This is a genomic window from Streptomyces sp. NPDC051776, assembly GCF_040681345.1.
In the GTDB taxonomy this organism is placed as follows: Bacteria; Actinomycetota; Actinomycetes; order Streptomycetales; family Streptomycetaceae; genus Streptomyces.
In genome coordinates, this window is the sequence record NZ_JBFAYQ010000059.1 from 1 (window position 1) to 24,811 (window position 24,811).

Annotated in this window: 20 protein-coding genes; 8 read left to right on the forward strand and 12 right to left on the reverse strand. The window is 71.3% G+C overall.

Annotated elements, in window-relative coordinates; genetic code table 11:
• Positions 1-90 precede the first annotated feature (90 nt).
• The 4 genes from AB0M26_RS28525 to AB0M26_RS28540 form a co-directional block, all read right to left on the reverse strand.
• Complete coding sequence (locus AB0M26_RS28525) at positions 91-1,101, reverse strand: LLM class flavin-dependent oxidoreductase (RefSeq protein WP_365265387.1); 1,011 nt, start codon at positions 1,099-1,101, stop codon at positions 91-93.
• Positions 1,102-1,325: 224 nt separating this feature from the next.
• Positions 1,326-2,768 (reverse strand): amidase, encoded by a 1,443-nt coding sequence (locus AB0M26_RS28530; protein WP_365265389.1) that lies wholly within the window; start codon positions 2,766-2,768, stop codon positions 1,326-1,328.
• Positions 2,769-3,302: 534 nt separating this feature from the next.
• Positions 3,303-4,502 carry an acyl-CoA dehydrogenase family protein gene (locus tag AB0M26_RS28535; protein WP_365265391.1) on the reverse strand — a complete coding sequence of 400 codons (1,200 nt, stop codon included), beginning with the start codon at positions 4,500-4,502 and terminating at the stop codon, positions 3,303-3,305.
• Positions 4,499-5,668 (reverse strand): acyl-CoA dehydrogenase family protein, encoded by a 1,170-nt coding sequence (locus AB0M26_RS28540; RefSeq protein ID WP_365265393.1) that lies wholly within the window; start codon positions 5,666-5,668, stop codon positions 4,499-4,501. The genes AB0M26_RS28535 and AB0M26_RS28540 overlap by 4 nt, the downstream gene beginning before the upstream one ends.
• 135 nt (positions 5,669-5,803) lie before the next feature.
• Here AB0M26_RS28540 and AB0M26_RS28545 point away from each other — a divergent pair, with 135 nt between their 5' ends.
• Genes AB0M26_RS28545 through AB0M26_RS28555 form a run of 3 tightly spaced genes read left to right on the forward strand, consistent with a single transcriptional unit; the run spans position 5,804 to position 8,422 of the window.
• Positions 5,804-6,592 carry an SDR family oxidoreductase gene (locus AB0M26_RS28545; RefSeq protein WP_365265395.1) on the forward strand — a complete coding sequence of 263 codons (789 nt, stop codon included), beginning with the start codon at positions 5,804-5,806 and terminating at the stop codon, positions 6,590-6,592.
• 13 nt (positions 6,593-6,605) lie between these two features.
• Positions 6,606-7,232 (forward strand): TetR/AcrR family transcriptional regulator, encoded by a 627-nt coding sequence (locus AB0M26_RS28550; RefSeq protein ID WP_365265397.1) that lies wholly within the window; start codon positions 6,606-6,608, stop codon positions 7,230-7,232.
• Between the two features lie 32 nt (positions 7,233-7,264).
• Positions 7,265-8,422 carry an acetyl-CoA C-acetyltransferase gene (locus AB0M26_RS28555; protein WP_365265399.1) on the forward strand — a complete coding sequence of 386 codons (1,158 nt, stop codon included), beginning with the start codon at positions 7,265-7,267 and terminating at the stop codon, positions 8,420-8,422.
• 9 nt (positions 8,423-8,431) lie between these two features.
• Here AB0M26_RS28555 and AB0M26_RS28560 read toward each other — a convergent pair whose 3' ends face one another.
• From AB0M26_RS28560 to AB0M26_RS28575, 4 genes are read right to left on the reverse strand one after another with little or no spacing between them, the layout of a single operon-like run.
• The gene (locus tag AB0M26_RS28560; RefSeq protein WP_365265401.1) at positions 8,432-9,505 is read right to left on the reverse strand and encodes a nitronate monooxygenase; all 1,074 of its coding nucleotides are present in this window, start codon (positions 9,503-9,505) and stop codon (positions 8,432-8,434) included.
• A complete protein-coding gene (locus AB0M26_RS28565) occupies positions 9,502-10,275 on the reverse strand; it encodes a CoA-transferase (protein WP_365265403.1) in 774 nt (257 codons plus the stop codon). The genes AB0M26_RS28560 and AB0M26_RS28565 overlap by 4 nt, the downstream gene beginning before the upstream one ends.
• Entirely contained in the window at positions 10,272-11,138 is an 867-nt protein-coding gene (locus tag AB0M26_RS28570; protein WP_365265405.1) for a CoA-transferase, read from the reverse strand. Before AB0M26_RS28570 ends, AB0M26_RS28565 begins: the two co-directional genes overlap by 4 nt.
• On the reverse strand, positions 11,135-11,887 hold the full coding sequence (locus AB0M26_RS28575; RefSeq protein ID WP_365265407.1) for an enoyl-CoA hydratase family protein: 753 nt from the start codon (positions 11,885-11,887) through the stop codon (positions 11,135-11,137). The genes AB0M26_RS28570 and AB0M26_RS28575 overlap by 4 nt, the downstream gene beginning before the upstream one ends.
• 78 nt (positions 11,888-11,965) lie before the next feature.
• On the opposite strand from AB0M26_RS28575, the gene AB0M26_RS28580 reads away from it, so the two are divergent.
• Entirely contained in the window at positions 11,966-12,748 is a 783-nt protein-coding gene (locus tag AB0M26_RS28580; protein WP_365265409.1) for an SDR family oxidoreductase, read from the forward strand.
• A 1-nt stretch (position 12,749) separates the two neighbouring features.
• Positions 12,750-13,661 carry an SDR family oxidoreductase gene (locus tag AB0M26_RS28585; RefSeq protein ID WP_365265411.1) on the forward strand — a complete coding sequence of 304 codons (912 nt, stop codon included), beginning with the start codon at positions 12,750-12,752 and terminating at the stop codon, positions 13,659-13,661.
• Between the two features lie 252 nt (positions 13,662-13,913).
• On the opposite strand, the gene AB0M26_RS28590 is transcribed toward AB0M26_RS28585, so the two are convergent.
• From AB0M26_RS28590 to AB0M26_RS28605, 4 genes are all read right to left on the reverse strand, one after another.
• On the reverse strand, positions 13,914-15,059 hold the full coding sequence (locus tag AB0M26_RS28590) for an extracellular solute-binding protein (RefSeq protein ID WP_365265413.1): 1,146 nt from the start codon (positions 15,057-15,059) through the stop codon (positions 13,914-13,916).
• 434 nt (positions 15,060-15,493) lie between these two features.
• The gene (locus AB0M26_RS28595) at positions 15,494-16,927 is read right to left on the reverse strand and encodes a family 2B encapsulin nanocompartment shell protein (RefSeq protein WP_365265415.1); all 1,434 of its coding nucleotides are present in this window, start codon (positions 16,925-16,927) and stop codon (positions 15,494-15,496) included.
• Between the two features lie 413 nt (positions 16,928-17,340).
• The gene (locus AB0M26_RS28600; protein ID WP_365265417.1) at positions 17,341-18,750 is read right to left on the reverse strand and encodes a family 2B encapsulin nanocompartment shell protein; all 1,410 of its coding nucleotides are present in this window, start codon (positions 18,748-18,750) and stop codon (positions 17,341-17,343) included.
• Positions 18,751-19,080: 330 nt separating this feature from the next.
• Positions 19,081-20,463 (reverse strand): helix-turn-helix domain-containing protein, encoded by a 1,383-nt coding sequence (locus tag AB0M26_RS28605; protein WP_365265419.1) that lies wholly within the window; start codon positions 20,461-20,463, stop codon positions 19,081-19,083.
• Between the two features lie 195 nt (positions 20,464-20,658).
• Here AB0M26_RS28605 and AB0M26_RS28610 point away from each other — a divergent pair, with 195 nt between their 5' ends.
• The 3 genes from AB0M26_RS28610 to AB0M26_RS28620 all read left to right on the forward strand — a co-directional run bounded on the left by AB0M26_RS28610 (position 20,659) and on the right by AB0M26_RS28620 (position 24,724).
• A complete protein-coding gene (locus AB0M26_RS28610; RefSeq protein ID WP_365265421.1) occupies positions 20,659-21,987 on the forward strand; it encodes an alpha/beta fold hydrolase in 1,329 nt (442 codons plus the stop codon).
• A 175-nt stretch (positions 21,988-22,162) separates the two neighbouring features.
• The gene (locus AB0M26_RS28615) at positions 22,163-23,491 is read left to right on the forward strand and encodes a M64 family metallopeptidase (protein ID WP_365265423.1); all 1,329 of its coding nucleotides are present in this window, start codon (positions 22,163-22,165) and stop codon (positions 23,489-23,491) included.
• Between the two features lie 249 nt (positions 23,492-23,740).
• The gene (locus AB0M26_RS28620) at positions 23,741-24,724 is read left to right on the forward strand and encodes an NADPH:quinone oxidoreductase family protein (protein ID WP_365265425.1); all 984 of its coding nucleotides are present in this window, start codon (positions 23,741-23,743) and stop codon (positions 24,722-24,724) included.
• Positions 24,725-24,811 lie beyond the last annotated feature (87 nt).

The following is a 24,811-nucleotide window of genomic DNA, read 5'->3' on the forward strand; positions in this document are numbered from 1 at the left end:
CGTTTGTCCACACACCAACCGATGATCACGCGATGGCCGTACCCGTTCCCAGCCGGGTTCGCCACAAGATCGCGAAGTCAGACTGGAGTACTAGCTGAGCACCCCGGCCAGCCGAGCCAGCCGGTGGTACGACTCGAGCTGGAGCTCGCGGTCGTAGGTACTGGTTGTCACCAGGATCTCGTCGGCTCCCGTCCGCTCGACGAGCGACTCCAGCGCCTCCCGCACCTGCGGTTCGGTGCCGTGGATGTTCCCCTGCTGGGCCTCCTCGAACAGGGTGCGCTGCCGTTCGGTCGCATCCAGCCGGTCGATCTCCTCGACCGGCTGGAGCGGCGGAAACTCGCCGTGCGTCCGGGACCAGGCGCTCGCCCACGCCTCCGGCACCAGAATGCGGCGGGCCTCCTCGGTGCTCCCGGCCACCGCGATCGTGCGTGCCACGACCACGTACGGCTCGTGCCCCCACTCGGTGGGCCGGAACCGGTCGCGGTAGCGCTCGATCGCGCTCACCATCGGCTCCTCACCGCGCGCTGCCGCAATGACGAGCGGCAGCCCGAACGCCGCCGCATGCTCCGCGCCCGCGCCCGTGGCCAGGACGAACGCGGGGATCCTCAGGCCTTCCGCGGGACGGGCGTGCACACGCGGACCGCCGTCGGGACCGGGCGTGAAGTAGCCGAGGAGTTCACCGAGCCGGCCGGCGAAGTCCTCGGCCGCGTCCTTGTCCCGGCCGAGCGCCCGCCGGATCCCGTCGGTGAACCCGACCGAGCGGCCCAGTCCCATGTCGATACGGCCCGGGAAGAGGGCCTCCAGCACTCCGAACTGCTCGGCGACGACCAGCGGCTGGTGGTTCGGCAGCATCACCCCGCCCGTGCCGACGCGAATGCGGGACGTCTCCGCCGCGATGGCGGCCGCCAGCACCGTCGGTGCGGAACCGGCGACCCCGGGGACGCCGTGGTGCTCCGACACCCAGAACCGGTGGTATCCCAGGCCCTCGGCCTGGGATGCGAACCGCACCGTGTGGCGCAGCGTCTCCGAAGGGTCCTCGCTGTGCCGGGTGCGGGAGCGGTCCAGTACCGAGAAACGGATCGTCGACAATGCGGGACTCACGTCTGGCACAACGCCCTGCGGCCGGGAAGATTCCCGACGGACGGACGGACGGACAGACAGACGCTCCGACCGACGGACCGAGCGAGCGACCGACGGACCGGCGGACCCACCGAGCGACAGACCGACGGACCGGCCGAGCGACGGACCGGCCCATCGCCCCGCCCCGGCTGTGCCCCCGACCGCCTTGGGGACGAGCCGTGTGCGGTCGGCCTCCGCACGAGCGCTCAGGCGACGGCCGGGTCCCGGTCCACGCCGCCTTCCGCAAGGCCCTGGACGTCGGGCCACCGCTCGTACCACCGCCGGTCGGATTCGAGCTGCGCCGCGAGTGAGATCAGCAGCGGCTCGCTGTTCGCCGGGCCCAGGAGCTGTGCACCCAGGGGCAGCCCGTCGTCGGTGAAGCCCGCCGGCACGTTGATGCCCGGCCAGCCCAGGACGTTCCAGGGCCAGGCGTAGGGGCAGGCGGCGATCATCGCCCGGTCCGTACGCCAGCCGGACAGCGAGATCAGTGAACCGACCCGCGGCGGCGGGGTGGCCGTAGTCGGGGTGAGGACGACATCGAAGCGGCGGAAGATCCCCCCGACGCGTGCGTGCAGGCGGGGTTCGACGGCACGAGCGAGCCGCAGCGGTGCACCGCCGAGGAGCCGTCCGATCCGGGCGGCACTCCGCGTGCGTGGATCCAGGAGCGACTGGTCCGGTACGCGGTCGCACCAGTCGCGGACGCCCGCCGTGGCGCGCGGCACGAAGGTCAGGCCCACCGGCCCGTACTTCGGGTCCTCCTCCACCACCTCGTGGCCGAGCCCGGCAAGTCGCTCGGCCAGGCCGACGATCGCGGCGCGCACGGCAGAGGCCGGCGACGTGCGGGTGGTCGTGAACGGCGGGCGCAGGGACAGCGCGATGCGCAGCCGGCCCGGATCGCGCGACGCGGCGGGGAACAGGGTCAGGGGCTCGGGGGTGTGCAGGTCACCGGGGTGGCTGCCGCTCGCCGCGTCGAGCAGGAGCGCGGCGTCGGCGACCGTACGGGCCAATGGCCCGATTCCCGTGATCCCGTTGAACGCCTCTTCCTCGGGCCAGGTGGAGATCCGGCCGCGCTGCGGCTTGATGCCGATCAGATGCGACCAGGCGGCGGGGATCCGGACCGAGCCCGCTCCGTCGGAGCCGAGCGCCGCGGGTACGAGCCCGGCGGCGACCGCGGCCCCGGCCCCGCCCGACGAGCCGCCGGGCGTGTGCTCGGTGTTCCAGGGGTTACGGGTGTCGCCGAAAGCGGGTCCCTCGGTGAACGGCCACTGGCCCAGCTCCGGCGTGTTGGTCTTCCCGACGATGACGGCCCCGGCCTCCCGCAGACGCCGTACGGCCTCGCAGTCGGCGGCCTTGACCGGGAACTCTCCGGGGCAGCCGAACGCGGTCGGCTCGCCCGTGAGGTCCATGTCGTCCTTGACGGCGACCGGCACGCCCAGCAGGGGCGCCCGCTCTCCCGCCGCCAACTTCCGGTCCGCCGCCTCGGCTTCGGCCAGCGCCGCCTCGGGGCGGATCCGGCGGAAGGCGTTGAGGACGGGCTGTGTGGCCTCGATCGCGGCGAGGGACCGCTCGACCAGCGCGCGCGAGGACACCTCACCCTCGGCGAGCGCCCGGGCTTGCTCCGCCAGGCCTTGCGACAGTGCAGGGGACACGACGGCACCTCGTCTTTCGACGCCACTATTTCGATACGAACAGTAGCGCTGTGGGGGGCGTTCGCGTGGCAGGCCCCCCGGTGGCGACGCGTACGACCAGGCGTTCGCCGGTGTCGCGGCGGTGCGGCCGAGGCACGTCGCGGTGCGGCCGAGGCACGTCGCGGTGCGGCCGAGGCACGTCGCGGTGCAGGCAAGGCACGTCGCGGTGCGGCCGAGGCACGTCGCGGTGCAGGCAAGGCACGTCGCGGTGCGGCTAACGTACGCGGCCGTGCGCGGTCGGCTTCCGCTGAGCGCCGTGGTGGGGTCGGTGGTCCGTTCCGTGAACGGCCGGGTCCTGCCTCGCGTACGGCGAGGTCCCGCGATCGGTACGGCCGGGTCCCGCTCGCGTACGGCGGGTTCGATCGCGGGCCCTTCGAGGGCATGACCGCGGCAGTGCGCCCCATCGCTCGACCGCCCCACGGCTCACCCCGCCCCCCGCCCCCCGTTCCCTCGCGCGCCCGCCCGCCCGGTGCACAGGCGCTCCGGCTCACGGGCTCACCCGGCCAGAACGCGGGCCCGGCACTGCGAGGGCGTGCCCCAAGCGGCGCGCAGGGCCCGGGCCTTGTTGATCCACAGCGACAGGTCGCACTCCGCGGTGTACCCGATCGCGCCGTGGAGCTGGAGCGCGGTGCGGGCCGCGGCGTACGCGGCCTCGCCCGCCGCCGCCTTGGCCGCCGCGATCTCCGCCCCCGGGCTCCACTCGCCCGCGCCGCCTCCGCCGCTTCCGGCGGACAGCGCCACGGCCGCCCCGTACAGCAGCGGTCTGGCGAACTCCAACCCCAGCAGTGCGTCGGCGAGCTGATGCTTCACAGCCTGGAAGGACCCGATGGGGACACCGAATTGGGTGCGCTGCTTCACATACGCGACCGTACGCTCGACCAGGGCCAGCCCCGCGCCCAGAGCCTGGGCCGCGGTCGCGAAGGCGGCCCACTCCATGGCCCTCCCTGCGGCCTCCCGCACCGCGGTCCCCGAGGCCGGAAGCTCGCCACCGGGGTGCGGTACGGACAGGCGCCGCGCCGGGTCGAGGGACGGTTGCACCTCGGGTCGTGCATCCCCTTGGGGGGCGTCGCTGAGCCGTAGGACGCCCAACGCGTCGCCGCCGACGGCGAATACGGCGTCGGCGCAGTCCGCGTCCAGGGCATAGGGCCCGCCACCGAAGCCGCACCCGCCGGCTCCGTCGGAGGAGTTCCCGTCCTCTCTGCCGCGGCCGGTCCTGCCCGCTTCTCCGAAACCCCGTCCGTCCGCTCCTCCGATGCCGTGCCGGTCCGCTCCTCCGAAACCCCGTCCGTCCATTCCGCACCGCTGCGCCACGCACAGCGTCGCCACCGTCCGCCCCGACGCGATGCCTGGCAGCCAGTCCTTCGCCGGTCCCGCCGTACTGTCGGCCGCGTCCGCGAGGGTCGCCAGGAGCACTCCGGTCGCAACCGTCTCGGCCACGGGGCCCGGGACCGCGTGCCGACCCAACTGCACGAAGGCCACGGCCAGTTCAACCGGCAGCATCCCGGCTCCGCCGTACGCCTCCGGCACGGCCAGGGCGAACACACCTGCCCCGCCCAAACGCTCCCACAGGCCACGGCCCGCCGTGTGGTCGCCCTCGGACCAGGCCCGTACGGCGCCCGGCGTGTCCGCCGCACCCAGCATCCGGTCCAGGGTGCGGTCGAAGTCCCGCTGCCCCTCGTCGAGAAGGAACCTCACCGTCGCCCCTTCGGGAGGCCGAGCAGCCGCTCGGCGATGATGTCGCGCTGGATCTCGTTCGTCCCCGCGTAGACGGGACCGGCCAGCGAGAAGACATAGCCGTCCGCCCAACTCCCGTGCGCGGGCGCGTCGCCCGCGTCGGACGACAGCTCCCCGTACGGGCCGAGCAAGTCGAGCGCGGTCTCGTGCAGGGCGATGTCCAGCTCGGACCAGAAGACCTTGTTGAGGCTCGACTCGGCGCCGATCGACCCTCCCTCGGCGAGGCGTGAGGCGCCGGTGAACGCGAAGAGGCGGTAGGCGCGCGCGGCGATGACCACGTCCGCGACACGGTCGCGCATCGCGGTGTCCGCCGGGTCGGCCCGCTCCCGCCACAGGGCGATGAGCCGGTCGGCGGCCGCGGTGAACCGGCCCGGGCTGCGCAGGGTCAGTCCGCGTTCGTTCCCCGCGGTGCTCATCGCGACCCGCCAGCCCTGCCCCGGCTCGCCGATGACGTCCGCGTCCGGGACGAAGACCCCGTCGAGGAACAACTCGGCGAACGCGGGCTTCCCGTCCAGTCGGCCGATGGGACGTACGGTCACCCCGGGCGCGTCCAGCGGGAACATCAGATACGTGAGCCCCTGGTGCGGACGGTCAGCGCCGGGATCGCTGCGGAACAGCCCGAACGCCCGGTCCGCGAACGCCGCCCGCGACGACCAGGTCTTCTGCCCCGTCAGCAGCCATCCGCCGTCCGTCCGCTCCGCGCGGGAGCGGAGCGAGGCGAGGTCGGACCCCGCCTCCGGCTCCGACCACGCCTGCGCCCAGATCACCTCGCCGCTCGCCGTGGGCGGCAGGATCCGGGCGCGCTGCTCCTCGGTGCCGTGCTCGACGAGGGTCGGGGCCAGCAGGCTGATGCCGTTCTGGGAGACCCGGCCGGGCGCTCCCGCCGCGTAGTACTCCTCCTCGAAGATCAGCCACTCGACGAGCGAGGCGTCCCGGCCGCCGTACCGCCCGGGCCAGGACACCACCGACCAGCGGTCCGCGAACAGCATGCGCTCCCAGGCCCGGTGGGCCTCGAAGCCGTCGCGGGTCTCCAGGGAGGGCAGCGGCTCGGCGGGTACGTGCGTCGCCAGCCAGGCCGCTGCCTCCGCGCGGAAGGCCCCTTCCGCGGCCGAGAAGTCGAGATCCACCGGACGTACGCCTCCTCGGATCGGGGTGCCCGGTCGCCGGCTCCGGACAGTGCTCCGCTTCCGTGCCGCAGGGCCGTGGCCCGGGCCGCCGCGCTCAGCTTCCCTAACAAGTGTTTGGTAGGTTAGCGTGGTGATGTGACCGACAACAAGGCGCAGTACGTCTCCGGGCACGCCCTCCTCGCCGGCCGCACGGCCGTGATCACCGCGGCCGCCGGAGCCGGGATCGGTGGCGCAACGGCCCGCCGTTTCCTGGAGGAAGGGGCCCGCGTCGTCATCGGCGACGCCCACGCGCGCCGCGTCAAGGAGTCGGCCGCCGCGCTCGCCGAGGAGTTCGGCGCCGGACGCGTGGCCGGCGTGCCCTGCGACGTCACCGACGAACGGCAGGTCGGGGCCCTGTTCGACCTCGCGGAAGAGCGCCACGAACGTCTCGACGTCGTGGTCAACAATGCCGGCCTCGGCGGCACGGCCGACCTGGCCGACATGACCGACGAGCAGTGGGACCGCGTCATCGACGTCACTTTGAACGGCACGTTCCGCTGCACCCGCGCCGCCCTGCGCCGCATGCGGGACGCCGGAGGTGGCGGCGTCGTCGTCAACAACGCCTCCGTCGTCGGCTGGCGCGCCCAGCGCGGACAGGCCCACTACGCCGCCGCGAAGGCCGGGGTGATGGCTCTGACCCGCTGCGCCGCCGTCGAGGCCGCCGGCCACGGCGTACGCGTCAACGCCGTCTCCCCGAGCCTCGCCATGCATCCGCACCTGGTGAAGGCCACCACTCAGGAGCTGCTGTCCGAGCTGACCGGGCGCGAGGCGTTCGGCCGCTGGGCCGAGCCCTGGGAGGTCGCCAACGTCATCGTCTTCCTGGCCAGCGACTACTCCTCGTACATGACCGGGGAGACCGTGTCCGTCAGCAGTCAGCATGCGTAACGACAATGGCCGTGTGACGCACGAGCCGAAGCAGAGCAGGAAGATCGCCGAGGGCGGCGAGCCGCCCGAGCGGCGCAGGGAGCTCCTGGCCACCGCCGCCGAGGTGTTCGCGGCCATGGGCTACAACGCGACCACGGTCCGCAGGATCGCCGACGAGGCGGGCATGCTCGCCGGCAGCCTCTATTACCACTTCGACTCCAAGGAGTCGATGCTCGACGAGATCCTCTCCACCTTCCTGGACGAGCTGTGGGCCGGGTACGACGCCGTACTCACCGCGGACCTCGGCCCCCGGGAGACCATCGAGGCCCTCGTCACCGAGTCCTTCCGGGAGATCGACCGCCACCGCGCCGCGGTCGCCATCTATCAGAAGGAGTCCCGGCACCTGTCCGGCAGGCCCCGCTTCCGCTACCTCGCAGAATCCCAGCGGAAGTTCGAGCAGGCATGGCTGGGCACCCTGGAGCGCGGAGTCGCCGACCGGGCGTTCCGCGCCGACCTCGACGTCCGGCTCACCTACCGCTTCGTGCGCGACACCGTCTGGGTGGCCGCGTCGTGGTACCGGCCGGGCGGACAGCACAGCCCCGAGGAGATCGCCCGCCAGTACCTGTCGATGGTGCTGGACGGCATCGCCGTACGGGAATGACCCCTGCACACACCGGTGGAGGAGCAGCAGTCATGGCCGAGGCATACATCGTCGAAGCGGTACGGACGCCGGTGGGCCGCCGGAAGGGCGGACTCGCCGCCGTCCACCCGGCCGACCTGGGCGCGCACGTCCTCACGTCCCTCATGGAGCGGTCCGGAGCGGATCCGGCGGCCGTGGAGGACGTCGTCTTCGGGTGCCTGGACACCGTGGGCCCGCAGGCAGGGGACATCGCCCGCACCTGCTGGCTGGCCGCCGGGCTGCCGGAAGAGGTGCCTGGCGTAACGGTCGACCGGCAGTGCGGATCCTCGCAGCAGGCCGTGCACTTCGCGGCGCAGGGCGTGCTGTCGGGCACACAGGACCTGGTCGTCGCCGGCGGCGTGCAGAACATGTCGCAGGTGCCGATCGCCTTCGCCTCCCGCCAGGCGGCCGAGCCGCTGGGCCTGACCGAGGGCCCGTTCGCTGGTTCCGAAGGCTGGCGGGCGCGCTACGGGGACCGCCCGGTCAACCAGTTCTTCGGCGCCGAGCAGATCGCCGGGAAGTGGGGCATCTCGCGCCGCGACATGGAGGAGTACGCGCTGCGCTCCCACCAGCGAGCCGTCCGGGCGATCGACGAGGGCCGGTTCGACCGCGAACTCACCCCCTGTGCGGGCGTGACCGCGGACGAGGGGCCGCGCCCTGACACCTCGCTGGAGCAGATGGCGGCGCTGAAGCCCGTGATCGACGGCGGACGGCTGACCGCCGCGGTCTCCTCCCAGGTCTCCGACGGCGCCGCCGCGCTGCTCATCGCGAGCCAACAGGCCGTACGGGACCATGGGTTGACGCCCCGTGCCCGCTTCCACCACCTCTCCGTCCGCGGTGAAGACCCGATCCGCATGCTCACCGCGCCGATCCCGGCCACGGCCTTCGCGCTGAAGAAGACGGGCCTGACGATCGACGACATCGACCTGGTGGAGATCAACGAGGCGTTCGCGCCCGTAGTGCTGGCCTGGCTGAAGGAGACGGGCGCCGACCCGGACCGCGTCAACGTCAACGGCGGTGCCATCGCACTGGGCCACCCGCTCGGCGCGAGCGGCGCGAAGCTGATGACGACCCTGCTGCACGAACTGGAGCGCACGGGCGGCCGATTCGGCCTGCAGACGATGTGCGAGGGCGGCGGTCAGGCGAATGTGACGATCATCGAGCGGCTCTGAGCGAGAGCGTCAGTCCCCGGTGCGGAGGCCGGACAGCGTGTCCATCCTCGCGCACGCCTCCGCCATCACCCGCTCCACCAGGTCCGCGCAGGACGGCAGGTCGTCGATCAGCCCGGCAACCTGCCCCGCGGCCATGACGCCCAGGTCCGTACGCCCGTCGACCATCGACGCCCGCAGCAGCATCGGTGTGTTTGCCGCCAGCAGAACCTGACTCCAAGTCAGATTCTTGCCGTGACGGAGGGCGAGACCTTCGCGGATCATCCGCGTCCAGCCGAGACCGGAGATCCTGCGGAAGGCCGCCGTGTGCCGCACGGCCCGCAGCAGCGCCCGTGAACGTCCCGACCGCTCCAGGGAGTCGACGAGGTCGGTGCGGAGCATCCGGTGCGGGAGGCCGTCCACCTTCCTGGTCACCGTGACGTCCCGCACCGTGGCCGCGAGGTATGCGGCCTTCACCGCGGCCGGCACGGTGCTGTCGGAGGTCAGCAGGAAACGGGTGCCCATGGCGACGCCCGCCGCTCCGTAGGCGAGAGCGGCCGCCAGTCCGCGTCCGTCGAAGAAGCCGCCCGCGGCGACGACGGGGATGCCGACCGCGTCCACCACCTGCGGCAGCAGGATCGTTGTCGCCACTTCGCCCGTATGTCCGCCTCCTTCGCCGCCCTGGACGAGTACGGCATCGGCTCCCCAGTCCGCCACCTTCTCGGCGTGACGACGGGCGCCCACGGAGGGAATCACCACCACCCCCGCGTCCTTGAGCCGGGCGATCAGCTCGCGTGAGGGCGCGAGGGCGAACGAGGCGACCCGTACGCCCTCCTCGACGATGATCCGGACGCGTTCGGCGGCGTCACCCGCGTCCGCGCGCAGGTTGACGCCGAACGGCGCGTCCGTGCGCGACCTCACCTCCCTGATCGCCGCGCGAAGTTGAGGGAGCGTCATGGTGGTGGAGGCGAGGATGCCGAGGGCTCCGGCGTTCGCGGTGGCCGACACCAGCCGAGGGCCTGCAACCCAGCCCATGCCGGTCTGCACGACCGGGTGCCGGACCCCGACCAGATCCGTGAGAGGGGTCCGAAGGGGTGGGGCGTTCATGTGCGCACCTCGAGGTCCCGTACGCCGCCGGGGTCGATCACCTCGCGGATCAGCCGCAGTTCCTCCGCGCTCGGCTCGCGCGTCGGCGGCACTCCGCCCGGGGGGACCTCCAGCGGGAAGCCGGTCGCCTCCCGTACCTGATCCTCCGTCACTCCGGGGTGCAGCGAGCGGATCCGCAGGCTTCCGTCCTCCGTGGTGAAGTCCAGCACCGCCAGATCCGTCACCACACGACGCAGATCGTGGAAACGTCTCGCGGACGGTCCGGCCGACGCGGCCCGGTCGTGGCCCACCCCGCACACCATGTCGACGCGCTCCACGAAGACCCGGCGGGAATGGCGCGGCACCCAGTAACTGGTCGGATGGTTGAGGGTGTTGACCGGTGCTCCGCGTACGCCGAGCAGCTGGCGGTCCGGCCTCGACCAGTCACCGATGCAGGAGATGTTCTGGTTGCCGTAGCGGTCGATCTGGCTAGCACCCATCATCACGTGCCGCCGGCCGCCGCTGACCATCGACAGATGCTTGCGATACGGCAGCCACCCCTCCGTCACCTGCGAGGCCGCGCCCATCGGCGGGATGTCGCCCATGAGCATCGCCTCACCGTCCGTCAACAGCAGTTCGGGCGCGAAGGTGAGCTTGGCCAGCCGGGCGCCGATCGCCGGGACCGGGCCCATGGGGCTCGCCAGGATCTCCCCGTCGCCGCGCCAGGTCTCGGCGCAGGCGATCACGCAGTACTCGGCTCGCGTCGCCGCGGTGTGCGTCGTCCCGCTCATCGCTGCTCCTCGTGCCAGGCGTTCACGGCGGACCGGTAGGCGCTCTCGGTGGGGTGGGAGAGGAAGCGGTCGGCGAACCCCCTCCATGTTCCGGGATCGGCGGCGGCCGTCGCGTACGCGCGCTGGAAGGGCTCGTCGCGGTCGTAGTCCGGGGCGCAGGAGGTGAAGTGCGCGCCGTTCGGCGCCTCGATCACCCCGCTGACCGCGTGGCGTGACACGAGCAGGGTCTGCGCGGGTCCCGCCTTCGCGAACTCCGCGCTGTCCACGATTCGTTCACAGGAGACGTACGCCGACTCGGCCGCCTCGCAGAAGAGATCGTCGAAGTACGGGTCGGGGCCGAGGTACTGCCCGTTGCCGTGCACATCGGCCCGGTTGAGGTGGACGAGGGCGGCGTCCAGCCGCAGAGCGGGTACGGCGACCAGCTCCTCGCCGTCCTCGTACGGCGAAATCACCGTACGCAGCCCGGGGTTGACCCGCATCACATCCGAGCCCAGGCCGGCGCGCAGCGGCATGAAGGGCAGCCGGTGCGCCGCCGCCGTCAGCCCCCACATGACCATCGCCTCGTCCAGTTCCACCAGTTCGAAGGCGCCGTGCTGCCGGGCTGTGCGGTAGTGGGGTTCGAGCGGGATCGAGTCGAGCGTGGCGAAGGCCGTCACCAGCTTGCGGATCTTTCCCGCGGTGGCCAGCAGACCGACGTCGGGCCCGCCGTACGCCACCACGGTCAGGTCGGTGACGGACGAGCGGAGCAATGCCCGCACCAGCGCCATCGGTTTGCGGCGCGAGCCCCAGCCGCCGATGCCCACCGTCATGCCGCTCTCCAGGTGGCCGACGGCCTCGTCGGCTGTCATCGACTTGTCCCTCACGACGCCTCCCCAGCGCTCTTGAAGGTGTTTCGCACTCGGGCTCCGACGCCGCCGAGCCCGGCCTCGAAGGTGAAGCCCTGCTCGAAGCGGTAGCTGCGGCGCACGTCGACGGGGTCGATGCCGTTGAGGGCCGCCTTCGCCAGCCGCAGCAGGGTGCCGTCCTTGGCCGCCATCTCGCGGGCCAACTCCAGTGCCGCGTCGTGCAGATGGCGCCGCTCCACGACCCTCCACACCGAGCCGTGCCGGTGCAACTCCTCGGCCGTGGCGGTACGGGAGGTGAAGTAGAGCGCGCGCATCAGGTGCTGCGGCACGAGCCGCGCGAGGTGGGTGGCCGCGCCGAGCGCGCCGCGGTCCAGCTCCGGGAGGCCGAACGTCGCGTCCTCGCTCGCCACGATCGCGTCAGCGTTCCCGGCCAGCCCGATGCCACCGCCCAGGCAGTGGCCGTGCACGGCGGCGATCACCGGCACCTCGCAGTCGTAGACGGCGGAAAAGGCCGCGGCACAGCCGTGGTTGGCGCCGAGCAGCGCGGCGTGACCGGTGTCGCGTTGGATCTCCTTGATGTCGACGCCCGCGTTGAAGCCGCGGCCGGCGGCCGTCAGCACCACGCAGCGCACTCCCGGGTCGCGCCCGGCGGTGGTAACGGCGTCGCCGAGGTCGTACCAGCCCTGTGCGGGAAGGGCGTTGACGGGTGGGAAGTCGACGGTGACGACGGCGATGCCCTTCTCGGGGCTTGCGGTGGAGACACCCATGAGCGGATCAGCTACCTTTCCACCAAACATTTGTTAGGTGGACGGTAGCAGCGGTCCGCGGACCGCGGGAGGTGCGCGTTGGGCATCACGCTGGATCTGAGCGGGCGCGTCGCCGTTATCACCGGTGGGACGCGGGGCGTGGGGGCGGGCATCGCCCGCGCGTTCCTGCGCGCCGGGGCCGAAGTCGTCGTCTGCGCGCGCAGGCCCCCGGAAGCACCGGTCGAAGTGGCAGGCAGAAGTGCGGAGTTCGCGGCCGTGGACCTCCGGGACGCAGAGGTCGTAAGGGAGTTCATCGGCCGGGTGGCCGCCGACCACGGCCGCCTGGACACACTGGTCAACAACGCGGGCGGAACGCCGTACCGGCTGCTCGGCGAGGCGGACGCGACCCGGCACGCCCGGGTGATCGACCTCAATCTGACCGCAGCCCTGAACGCTTCCCTCGCGGCATACGAGGTGATGGAGCATCAGCGGACACGCGGTTCCATCACCATGATCGGCAGCGTCAGCGGCTCCCGCCCCTCACCTGGAACGGCCGCCTATGGCGCGGCCAAGGCTGGGCTCGACCATCTTGCCCGCTCGATGGCCGTCGAATGGGCCCCGCGGATCCGGGTCAACACCCTCGTGCTCGGCATGGTGCACACCGAGTCCGCGCATCTGCACTACGGCGACGGGGAGGGAATCGCGGCAGTCGCGCGGACCGTACCGGCGGGCCGACTCGCCGAACCCGACGAGGTCGGTGACGCCGCCGTCTTTCTCGCCTCCGATCGCGCCGCGTACATCACCGGCGCCAGCCTGCACCTCCACGGGGGCGGGGAGCGTCCTGCCTTCCTCCATGCCGCAACGGTGAACAAGGAGCAGTGACATGGCCGGAATCTGCACGGGGCGCGTCGTGGCGGTCACGGGCGCGGGGCGTGGCCTCGGGCGCGCTCACGCCCTCGCCTTCGCCGCAGAGGGAGCCCGCGTCGTCGTCAACGACCTGGGCGTCGGACTCGACGGCTCGGGCACCTCGGTCGGGCCCGCGCAGGCCGTCGCCGACGAGATCGCGGCGCGCGGCGGCCAGGCGGTAGTCCACACCCGTGACATCGCCACGAGCCGGGGCGCCGCCTCGCTCGTCGCGACCGCCGTCGATGCCTTCGGGCGCCTCGACACCCTGGTCAACAACGCCGGGTTCCTCCGCGACAGGATGCTGGTCAACCTCGACGAGGACGACTGGGATGCGGTCATGCGCGTCCATCTCAAGGGGCACTTCCTGCCGCTGAAGCACGCGGCGGCGCACTGGCGGGCCGAGGCGAAGGCGGGACGCACCCCGCGGGCCCGGGTGATCAACACCAGTTCGGGGGCAGGACTGCTCGGCAGCGTGGGACAGGGCAACTACGCGGCCGCGAAGGCCGGGATCGTCGGTCTGACGCTCGTCGCCGCCGCGGAGATGGGCCGCTACGGGGTGCAGGTCAACGCGATCGCCCCCGCGGCCCGTACGCGTATGACCGAGCGGACCTTCGCGGACACCATGGCGGCCCCCGCCGACGGGGGCTTCGACGCGATGGCCCCGGAGAACGTCTCCCCGCTCGCGGTCTGGCTGGGATCGGCGGCGTCGGAGGGGGTGACGGGGCGCGTCTTCGAGGCGGAGGCCGGACGCATCACGCTGATGGAGGGCTGGCGGCCGGGGCCGACCGCCGACAAGGACGCGCGCTGGTCGCCGGCGGAGGTGGGGGAGGCCGTGGCCGGGCTGCTGACGCGGGCGGAACCGGCGTTGCCCGTGTACGGCGCGCGCTGACGCACTGGCTGTGTCCGCTGCCCGTGTACGGCGCGCGCTGACGCACTGGCTGTGTCCGCTGCCCGTGTACGGCGCGCGCTGACGCACTGGCTGTGTCCGCTGCCCGTATGCGGCCGCTGGAGCACTGGCTGCGTCCGCGTTCCCGTATCCGCGCCGCCCGGCCGCTGGCGCCCGCGTTCGCGCGGGTGGTGACGCCGGTGTGTGGCGCCGTACCCGCGCGGTAGGCGCCACGCCGCCGTACGGTCGTCGGCGTCAGTTGCGGGAGACGGCCTTGCGCCAGCCTTTGGCGACGATTTCCTTGGCTCTGGAAGTCTGCTCCTCCGAGGGGAACTTCGGTTTGCCATCGACGGAGGGCAGCCAGGCCGCCGCGATCTCGTGCAGGGTGCCGTCCCGCTTCATGGAATCCATCAGCACCGGCCGGGCGTACCCTTCCAGGCGCAGATTCTGGCCCTCCTCGCTGAACACGTACTCCTGCCAGAGGCGGGCGGCCGCGGGGTGCGGGGCGTCCTTGTTGATCGCCTGCGAGTAGTACTCCGCATAGATTCCGTCGGAGGGGACGGTCACCTGCCAGTCCATGCCCTTTTCCCGGAAACTGTCGGCATAGCTGGTGTTGAGGTAGTCCCAGTCGATGGAGATGGGTGTTTCGCCCGATTCGATCGTGGCGGGCGTCGACTGCACGGGGTTGAAATTCTCCGACTTCGTGAGGTCCTCGAAGAACTCAAGGCCCGGTTTGATGTCGTCGAGGGAGCCTTTGTTCGCGAGAGAGGCGGCGTACACACCGGCGAAGGCGGAGCCCGCCTTGGTGGGCTCCCCGTTGAGCGAGACCTTTCCGAGATATTCGGGCTTCCGTAGATCGTCGAAGGTCTGCGGGCACTCCTCGATCTCCGCGGCGTCGCAGCCGATCGAGACATATCCGCCGTAGTTGTTGGACCAGCGGGCGAGGGGGTCCTTCTGGTTGTCGGGGATCTTGTTGTAGACCTTGACCTTGTACGGGGCGAGCAGTCCCTGCTCGGCGGCCGACTGTGCGAAGGAACGGCCCATGTCGAGCACGTCGGGGGCCTCGGGCTGGCCCTGGTAGCGCTTGACGGCGTCGATCTCGTCCTGACTGCTGGCGTCGGGCTGGGCGACCTTGACCTCGATTCCGTACTTGTTCGAGAACCCGTCGATCACGGCGCCGTAGTTCGCCCAGTCGCGGGGGAGCGCGATCGCATTGAGCGTGCCCTCCTTCTGTGCGGTGGCTATGAGCGCGTCCATGCCGCCCGCATCCTCCGCGGAAGAAGCCACACGCAGGTTCTCGCTGTTGACCGTGGGGGTGGACGAGCCACAGGCAGTGAGCGCGAGGACCGAGATGGCGAGACAGCAGTGGAGGGCGCCGACGCGGGCGTGCTGGTCAATCACAGAAGCTCCCGGTTGCGAAGGCCGTTTGAACGACTGGGGCGAACTCAGCGGTCGTGTGGTGATCGAGAACTATGGGCGAATATCACCGGGAGATCGGCGCGGGCAGGGTCCGGCGTGAGCCGGGCAGACCGTACCCCCCTCCCGTGGCGGGCTCTCCGCCGAATTGGTCCAGACCGGTGGAAGCCGGGCGGCGCAAATCGGTGTGGCCAGCCACCGGTATTATGGGTTGGGATGCCTCGACGCGCGCACGTGCTGACGAACTTCTCGCAGATGGCAGTGACTGACAGGGATCTCCCAGTTCTTTCCGGGGCCGTGCCGGAAGGCTTCCTTTCTTCGTCGATCTGTGCTTGATGGCTGCACCCGCGAACGCCCCGGCGGGCGGTGCCGCTCCTCGCGGAGCCGACCGCCCGCCTCAACTCCCGCTTCTCGTACGGCTATTCGTCGTGATGTCCGATCTCCACGTCTTCGAGAATGCCGAGAGCGTCGGGTACGAGTACGGCTGCCGAGAAGTAGGCGCTCACCAGATAGGAAATGATCGCTTTCTCGTTGATGCCCATGAAACGGACATTGAGGCCCGGCTGGATTTCGTCCGGAATGCCCGTCTGGTGCAGAGCCACGACACCTTGGTCGGCCTCGCCCGTCCGCATGGCGAGGATCGAGCTGGTGCGCTGCTCGGTGACCGGGATCTTGTTGCAGGGGAGCAGCGGAATGCCGCGCCAGGCGCGGACCTGCTGTCCCTGGAACTCCACACCCTGCGGGTAGAGGCCCCGGCGGTTGCACTCCCGCCCGAACGCCGCGATCGTGCTGGGGTGGGCGAGCAGGTACTGCGTCTTGCGCCGCCGTGAGATCAGTTCGTCCAGGTCGTCCGGGGTGGGCGGTCCGGTCCGGGTGTGAATGCGCTGCTTGAGGTCGGCGTTGTGGAGGAGCCCGAACTCGCGGTTGTTGATCATCTCGTGCTCCTGGCGTTCGCGCAGGGCCTCGACGGTCAGCCGGAGCTGTTCCTCGACCTGGTTCATGGGGTTGTTGTAGAGGTCGGCGACGCGGCTGTGGACGCGGAGGACGGTCTGCGCGACGCTCAGCTCGTACTCCCGCGGGGACAGCTCGTAGTCCACGAAGGTGCCCGGGAGGTCTGCTTCGCCCGAATGGCCCGAAGCGAGCTCGATCGCCGCCTCGCCGTGCCTGTTCTGCGGCAGCCGGGGGGCGGCGCGAAATTCGTCGAGGTGGGTCCGCAGCGCCGCGGACCGGCCCGTCACCTCTTCGAGCGCCTCGCGGGGCAGTGCGAGCACCGTGCATGCCGTGACCGCACGGACCGTGAACGGCCAGGTGCCGCGTTCACCCGCCAGCAGGCCGTCGCCGACGAAATCGCCGTCCGCGAGCACCCCCAGCGCCGTACGGTCGCCGTACTTGCCGGTGCCCAGTTTGTCAGCCTTGCCGTGGGCGAGCAGGACGATCTCCAGGACCGGACTCCCCGCCTCCACGATCGGCTGTCCCGCCGGGATCTCCCGCTGGACGAAGCGGTCGGCGAGCGCCGCGAGCCCTCCGCCGTCCTCGAACCCGCGCAGGGCCGGCATCTCGCGCAACTCGGCCGGGATCACCCGGACTTCGGCGCCGGTCGTGGTGAACTCGATGCGCCCGTCCCCGAGGGTATGCGTGAGCCGCCGGTTCACCCGGTACGTGCCCGCGGTGACCTGGACCCACGGCAGCACGCGCAGCAGCCACCGGGAGGAGATCCCCTGCATCTGCGGCACGGACTTGGTCGTGGTCGCAAGATTCCGCGCCGCGGCCGTCGCGAGGCTCTGCTGCGGCACGTTCTGGTGCGTCGGCTGCTGCCCGCCTTCGGCGGCGGTCGTTTCCACTGACGTGGTCATCGGAGGACTTCACCCATTTCTATGCGAATCATGCGTTACAAGCCGCTGTACGTGCGGCGGTCATGCGCAGCCCAACAGGGCTGCCGAACTGCCGGCCCGCGGCGGGAGTTCGCCGACCGGGCTCCCTGCGGTCGTGGGAGGGCAGGTGAGAGCAGGGGAGAGGGAAGGAGAGCGACGGAAGAAGGAGAGACGGAAGAAGGAGAGACGGAAGAAGGAGAGACGGAAGAAGACTCGAGAGATGTGGGCGGAGAGGGAAGAACAAGACGCAAGAGTGCGCGCAGAAGCGGGAATTCGGGCAGGAGCAGTCACCCGAAGCCTTGCGTTCCGTTCGGCCCATGCAGCGGAGTTGCGCGATCGCCGGAATGAGCACCCGGGTGCCGGGGAAGGCGGCGCGTCCGGCCGCCGAACGGGCGTCAGTGCCCGATCTCGACGTCCTCGAGAATTCCCAGCGCGTCCGGGACGAGGACCGCCGCGGAATAGTTGGCGCTGACGAGATAGGAGACGACAGCCTTTTCGTTGACGCCCATGAAGCGGACTGAAAGGCCGGGTTGATATTCGTCCTCGATGCCCGTGCGATGCAGACCGACGACTCCCCGGTCGGCCTCTCCCGTCCGCATCACCATGATCGAGGTGGTGCGGTCCTCGGCCACCGGGATCTTGTTGCAGGGGAAGACCGGCACGCCGCGCCACGCCGGGATCGCGTGGCCGTGGTGGTCGACGGAATCCGGGTGGACACCGCGGCGGCTGCATTCGCGGCCGAAGGCGGCGATCGCCTTCGGATGGGCGAGGATGATGTGCGGGTCCTTCCAGACGGTGGAGAGCAGTTCGTCGAGGTCGTCGGGGGTGGGCGGTCCGCTGCGCGTACGGATGCGCTGCTTGAGGTCGGCGTTGTGGAGGAGTCCGAACTCGCGGTTGTTGATCATCTCGTGCTCCTGGCGTTCGCGCAGGGCCTCGACGGTCAGCCGGAGTTGCTCCTCGACCTGGTTCATGGGGTTGTTGTAGAGGTCGGCGACGCGGCTGTGGACGCGGAGCACGGTCTGCGCGACGCTCAGCTCGTACTCCCGCGGGGCCAGCTCGTAGTCCACGAAGGTGCCGTTGATCGGCGGCTCTCCCGTGTGCCCCGAGGACAGGCCGATCTCGGCCTCCCCGTCGCCGTTCCCCCGCTGCCGCGGGACGGACGTGGCGCGCGCGAGATGGCCGCGCAGCGCTTCGGAGCCGGTCACGACCTCTTCGAACCCCGCGCGCGGCAGGGCCAGTACGGTGCAGGCGGTGGAGGCCTTGAGCGTGATGTCCCAGACTGCTGCCTCTGCCGCGAGCGCCTGATCGCCGACATGGTCGCCGTCGGCCACCACACCCACGACCGCCGTCCCGTCGTACTTGCCGGGGGCCAGCTTGGTCGCCCTGCCGTGCGCCAGCAGATACAGGTGGTCGGCGCGGCTGCCGGCCTCGGCGATCACCTCGCCAGCCGCGTACTCCCGCTGGACGCAACGGCTCGCCAGCGCTTCGAGCGCCGCACTGTCGTCGAAACCGCGCAGCAGGGGCAGTTCACCCAGCTCCGCCGGGATGACCCGGACGTCGGCTCCGGTCGTGACGAACTCGATGCGACCGTCCCCCACCGTGTGGGTCAGACGTCGGTTCACGCGATAAGAGCCACCGGGCACGTCGACCCAGGGCAGCAGGCGGAGCAGCCACCGGGAGGTGACGCCCTGCATCTGCGGGGCGGACTTGGTCGTTGTCGCCAGATTGCGCGCAGCGGCCGTTGCCAGGCTTTGCTGCGACTGACCGTCCTCTGCGGCAGAAGTGGACTCCACCGGCAAGGTCATAAGGACGCCACCCATCTCTGTGCGGAGAACTTTCGGTGCGGAATTCACCGCCACCGACAGGGAAAGTATCAGCGCGCAAAGGATCTCTGGAATCGCTCAAATGGGTGTGGTTGGCACGCGAGTTGGCAGGAAATCAGGGGGCGCGGCCAGGGAGGCTCCGAGGGCCGGGGGAAAACCCCTCCCGGAGGCGGACCAACGCCTGCTGTCGCGTCCGATCCGGAAGCGGGGCCCATGTACGGCCGCCCGGGCCGGGCTCGACAAAAGGCGCCGGCGCGGTGACAGGCTCCGGTGCGGTGACAGGTGCCGGCTCCCGGCCGCAGCGGAAGCCCGTCAGTATTCCGGTTGCGAGGGGCCCGGCCCCAGCGTCGTCGTGCCCGGCGCCGCGCGGTGTCCGAGGCCCGTGCGATACGCGTCGAGCGCCGCCTCGATCCGGCCCTCCCGGCGCAGCAGATCGCCCAGCAGCCGGCAGATGTCGGCCAGGTCGCCCGCCGCACCCGAGTGTTCCAGCAGCGACAGCGCCTGGCAGTAGTGCAACTCGGCGTCCTCGACCGCCCCGCCCTCCTCTGCGATCATCCCCAGCAGCCGGTGGGCGCCCGCCGCGTGCACCGCGCCCCGCTCCGGACCGAGCCCCGCGCCGAGCGCATCCAGCGTGCCGGACAGCAGCTCGGCCGCCTCCTGGCGGCGGCCGAGCCGACGCAGTACGTCCGCCAGCTCCACCTCGACCTGTGCGGCGAAGAGCTGAGCGCGTCCCGAGGCCAGCATGTCCCTCGCCGTGCGCAGCTCCGTCTCGGCGCCGGCCAGGTCGCCGTCCTGAGCCCGTACGTACCCGCGCATCCAGTGGCAGTGCGCCAGTTCGGTGCGGATGTGCAACTGCCGGTACAGCTCCTGAGCCTTGGCCAGCGAGGCTTCCGCTTCCGCCGACCGGCCCTCGGCGATCATCGCGCGCGCGACACCCCGGTGCATCCGGGCCACCAGTGCCGGATCGTTGACCGACGGAGCAAGGGAGAGCGCCAGCTCGGCGCTCTGCGCGGCACGTGCGTAGGCGCCCATGTCCACGTACGGGGCGATGGCGGCGCTGTGCAGCAGCACCAGCGCGTCGGGATCGTGCAGCCCGCCGCGGTTCAGCTCGTCGATCGCAGACTCCAGCAGATAGCAGGAGTAGCGCAGTTCGCCCGCGAGGAGATGAGCCACCGCACGGCCGCGGACGGCCGCGACCCGGCGCGTCAGGGGCTCGTCGGCGAGCTGCCGCTCGGCCTCCTCGAAACTCTCCCGCGCCTCGCTGAGTTCACCGAGGTCCAGTGCGCAGTCGCCGAGTGCGATGAGCGCGTCGGCCCGTTCCCCCTCGAATCCGTGCTCCTCGGCGGCGGCCAGCAGCTGGCGCAGTACGTCCGCGGCCTCTGCCGCGTCCCCCGCGGCGAGCAACTGCCGGGCGTCGGTCAGGCGTACCCGTAGTTCGGTGGCCACGTGGGCGGGGCGGCCGGTCGACAGCTCGTCGACGCTGACCCCCAGCCGCCCGGCGAGGTGGCGCAGCGCGGTCTCCGAAGGCCGGACCCTGCCCGACTCCAGGGTCGAGATGTACGCGGCGGTGTACTCAGGCTCGGCCAACTGGCGCTGGGTCAGGCCGCGTTCGGCACGGAGCCGCTGGACACGGCGCCCGATCCCGTCCGTGTCCGTCGTACGCTCCTGGCTTCTGGCGGTGCTGCTGGTCGCCATCGGTCCGTGCCCCTTCGATAGCGCCTCCGGCGCGGACGCCGCCGCTCGCCCGGCCATCGGCTCGTCCGCCCATGGCTCAACGTCCGGAATCATGTCGCCGCCCGTCGTCGACCCGGCCCTGCTGCTCGCCCGGCCGATGGCCGACCCGCGGCTTGATCCCAGAGTTAAGGCTAGTTAAGTATCCCCTTAATGGCCATGGGTGGGACCGAACCGACAGGAGTGCTCTTGACCAGTTACCGACAGCCCGGCCTCGTCCTCACCGACCACCGCTTCGAGGTGCCTCTGGATCACACCGACCCAGGAGGGGAGACGATCGGGATCTTCGCCCGCGAAGCCGTCGCACCCGGCAGGGAGAAGGACCAACTGCCCTGGCTGGTCTACCTCGAGGGCGGCCCCGGATGCGGTGCGCGGCGGCCGGTGGGAGCCACGGACTGGGTCAGTCGCGCCGTGGAGGAGTACCGGGTCCTGCTCCTGGACCAGCGGGGCACCGGCCACTCCACCCCGGCCGACCGCCAGACCCTCCCGCTGCGCGGCGGTCCGCAGGAGCAGGCCGACTACCTCGCGCTGTTTCGCGCCGACGCGATCGCGAAGGACTGCGAGTGGATCAGACAGCGGTTGGCCGGCGGCGCGCGGTGGACCGTACTCGGCCAGAGCTTTGGCGGTTTCTGCGCGGTGCACTATCTCTCCACCGCTCCCGAGGCGTTGGACACCGTCCTCATCACCGGCGGGCTCCCCGGGCTCGACGCCACGGCCGACGACGTCTACCGGGCCGCCTACCCTCGCGTCGAGCGGAAGACCCGTGCCCACTACGCCCGCTACCCACAGGACGTGGAGACCGCGCGGAACATCGCCGCCCATCTCCGCGAGCACCCCGCCGAACTGCCCGGCGGCCATCGTCTGACCGTCGAGGGCTTCCAGGCCCTGGGCCACCAACTCGGCGCCACGGGCGGCTCCCACCGCCTCCACTACCTTCTGGAGCACGCCTTCGTGCCCACGCCTGCCGGCCCGCGCCTGTCCGACGCCTTCCTCGAAGGGGCCAGGTCCGTCCTGTCGTACGCCGCCAATCCGCTCTACGCCCTGCTGCACGAGGCCTGCTACGCACAGGACGGCTCCGCGACCCGGTGGGCGGCCCAGCGCGTCCGGTCGGAGTTCCCGCAGTTCGACGCGGAGCCGGCGCTGGAGAAGGGCGAACCCGTGCTGTTCACGGGCGAGATGGTCTACCCGTGGATGCTGGACGCCGACCCGGCGCTGCGGCCATTGCGCGAGACTGGCGAGCTGCTGGCCGCCCGCAAGGGTTGGTCCCGGTTGTACGACGCCGACCGCCTCGCCGCGAACCGCGTCCAGGTCGCCGCGGCCGTCTACCACGACGACATGTACGTCGACACCGGCCATGCCCTGGAGACCGCGCGCACGATCGGCGGCCTGCGCACCTGGGTGACCGACGAGTTCGAGCACGACGGGGTGCGCACCGGCGGCACCCGTGTGGTCGACCGGCTCCTGGCGCTCGCCCGCGACGAGGTCTGAACCGCTCCCGGCCCTCCGGAGGACGTGGATCTGACGCTTATTCAGCAATGATTCCTGGCCCGGGTATTGCCCTGCCTCTTCACGCCCTCTACGTTGACTGGCTGATTAAGCGCGTTTACCCGCGCGCTTAATCGGCTTCGTCCACCCCCACCGGGATCCCACCGGGAGGAACGCAGTGCACATACCCAGAGCCGGCTTCGGAGCCGGCGTCGTCCTCGCAGGCCTTCTCGCTGCCTCCGCATCTCTCGCGGCCGCCTCGGACTCCGGGGCGGCCGCGCCGTCCCCGCGGGGCCAGGAGACCCATCACGTCGAGTACTTCGCCTCGCCGAAAGGTCACCCCCGTCACGCCGAGGTACCCGCCGCCGCCCCCGAGCGCCTGGAGCAGAAGGCCGGGAGCGTCGAGGGCGACGGCGATGTCACCCCGATCGTCGAGAACGGACCCACCGCGGACAAGCTCGATGTCGTGGTGATCGGTGACGGCTACACCGAAGGCGAACTCGCGCAGTTCCACACCGACGCCAAAGAGAAGTGGCAGGAGATCACGGGCGTCGAGCCGTACACGACCTACCAGGACCTCTTCAACGTCTGGGCGGTCGATGCCGTCTCGCAGGACTCGGGCGTCTCCGGCGACCCGACCAAGGACGTCGTCCGGAACACGGCCCTCAGCTCGTACTTCTGGTGCGACGACATCGAGCGCCTGCTGTGCGTCGACACCGGCAAGGTCGAGAGCTACGCCGCCAAGGCGCCCGAGGCGGACCTCGTCGTCGTGGTCTCCAACAGCACCAAGTACGGAGGTGCGGGCTACAACGACGTCGTCTCCCAGCTCGGCTACGACGGCATCGCCACCGTCTCCGGCGGCAACGATCAGTCCGGCCAGGTCGCGGTGCACGAGACCGGCCACTCCCTCGGCAAGCTCGCCGACGAGTACTTCTACGACGAGTACGGCGACTACACCGGAGCCGAGCCCGCCGACGCGAACACCAGCACCCACACCGCCGACGAACTCGCGGACCAGCAGGCCAAGTGGTACCGCTGGTTGGGCGAGGCGACCCCCGACGGCGGCACGGTCGGCGCCTTCGAGGGCGCCGGCTACTACCCGCGCGGCCTGTACCGGCCGAGCGACAACTCGATCATGCGCACCCTGGGCCGGGAGTTCAATGTCGTCGGCCGTGAAGCGATGATCGCGGGCTTCTACCGGCACGCCGAGCCGCTGTCCAGTTCAACCAGCACCAAGAGCGTGCTGACCCGGGCCGACAGTGTCACCGTACGGGTGCCGAAGCTGTCCGGTGCCGAGCGGGGCCTGGTTCTGCGCTGGTACGTGGACGGCAAGGAGGCCAAGAGCGCGCGCGGCGACCGCACGGTGAACGTCGGGAAGCTCGTGCAGCAGCGCGACCACCGGGCGCACCGGCTCACCGCCACCGCGTACGACCCGACCCGCTCCGTACGGGACCCGGAGCTGCGTTCCCTGCTGAAGGGCTCGCTCACCTGGACCGTGGGGCGCTGACCCGGTCCGACCGCACGACCCGACGCCGGGGCCGGCCGCACGACCGCCCCGGCGTCCGGCATTTCCGGCGGCGAACGGCGAGCGCTGGGTGGCGAGCGACGAGCGGCGAGCGGGGAGTTGCGGTCACGCGCGGAGAGCGGCGGGTGGCGGGTGGCGAGAAACGCCTCCGGGAGACTGTTCCCCTGGAGCCGAGCGACCGCTTAGTATGCGACGGACGCGGAACCTGTCCACGCTTGCGGAGGCCCACGGATGAAGGCATGGCGAGTCCACGAGAACGGCGAGCCGCGCGCGGTGATGCGTCTCGAAGAGGTGCCCGACCCGGTCGCCGGGCCGGGACAGCTCCTCCTGCGCGTCCGCGCAGCCAACATCAACTTCCCGGACGCGCTGCTCTGCCGCGGCCTCTACCAGGCCCGCCCCCCGCTGCCGTTCACCCCGGGCGTCGAGATCTGCGGCGAGGTCGTCGCGGCGGGTGACGGCGCGGACGCTTCGGTCGGGGACCGTGTAATGGCCCAGCCGCCGCTCCCCGCGGGCGGGTTCGCCGAATACGCCGTCGCCGATGCCGCCGCCGTCCGCCCCGCGCCGCAGGCGCTCGACGACGCCGAGGCGGCCGCCCTGCACATCGGCTACCAGACCGGCTGGTTCGGGCTGCACCGGCGGGCGCGGATCCAGGCGGGGGAGACCCTGCTGGTGCACGCGGCCGCGGGTGGGGTGGGCAGCGCCGCCGTACAACTCGGCAAGGCGGCGGGCGCGACGGTGATCGGTGTGGTCGGAGGCCCGGACAAGGCGCGCGTCGCCCGCGAGCTGGGCTGCGATCTGGTCATCGACCGGCGCACGGACGACATCGTGACCACCGTGAAGGAGGCGACGGGCGGGCGAGGCGCCGACGTGGTCTACGACCCGGTCGGTGGCGACGCCTACGCCAAGTCCGTCAAATGCATCGCCTTCGAGGGGCGGGTGCTGGTGGTCGGGTTCGCGAGTGGCGCGATCCCGACCCCCGCCCTCAACCACGCGCTGGTGAAGAACTACGCGATCGTGGGCCTGCATTGGGGCCTCTACAACACCAAGGACCCGGCCGCGGTCCGCACCTGCCACGAGGAGCTGAGCAAGCTCGCGGAACAGGGCGCGATCAAGCCGCTGATCAGTGAGCGCGTGGGGCTCGACGCGGCGGCCGACGCCGTTCAGCGCGTCGCCGACGGCACCACCACCGGACGCGTCGTCGTCGTCCCCGCCTAATGGGACTTGCCGGGTCGTAGAAACTCGGTGCCGTAGCCGCCAGCAGGTGAGCACTTTCATCGCCTGAAGCACGTGACTTCTGAGGTC

What these genes read in the sequence shown, in the direction of transcription:
- AB0M26_RS28555 (WP_365265399.1), top strand. Translation starts at nt 7,265, where the DNA reads ATGGCCGAGGCATACATCGTCGAAGCGGTACGGACGCCGGTGGGCCGC.
- AB0M26_RS28560 (WP_365265401.1), bottom strand. Translation starts at nt 9,505, where the DNA reads ATGAACGCCCCACCCCTTCGGACCCCTCTCACGGATCTGGTCGGGGTC.
- AB0M26_RS28565 (WP_365265403.1), bottom strand. Translation starts at nt 10,275, where the DNA reads ATGAGCGGGACGACGCACACCGCGGCGACGCGAGCCGAGTACTGCGTG.
- AB0M26_RS28575 (WP_365265407.1), bottom strand. Translation starts at nt 11,887, where the DNA reads ATGGGTGTCTCCACCGCAAGCCCCGAGAAGGGCATCGCCGTCGTCACC.
- AB0M26_RS28585 (WP_365265411.1), top strand. Translation starts at nt 12,750, where the DNA reads ATGGCCGGAATCTGCACGGGGCGCGTCGTGGCGGTCACGGGCGCGGGG.
- AB0M26_RS28595 (WP_365265415.1), bottom strand. Translation starts at nt 16,927, where the DNA reads ATGACCACGTCAGTGGAAACGACCGCCGCCGAAGGCGGGCAGCAGCCG.
- AB0M26_RS28600 (WP_365265417.1), bottom strand. Translation starts at nt 18,750, where the DNA reads ATGACCTTGCCGGTGGAGTCCACTTCTGCCGCAGAGGACGGTCAGTCG.
- AB0M26_RS28605 (WP_365265419.1), bottom strand. Translation starts at nt 20,463, where the DNA reads ATGGCGACCAGCAGCACCGCCAGAAGCCAGGAGCGTACGACGGACACG.
- AB0M26_RS28610 (WP_365265421.1), top strand. Translation starts at nt 20,659, where the DNA reads ATGGGTGGGACCGAACCGACAGGAGTGCTCTTGACCAGTTACCGACAG.
- AB0M26_RS28620 (WP_365265425.1), top strand. Translation starts at nt 23,741, where the DNA reads ATGAAGGCATGGCGAGTCCACGAGAACGGCGAGCCGCGCGCGGTGATG.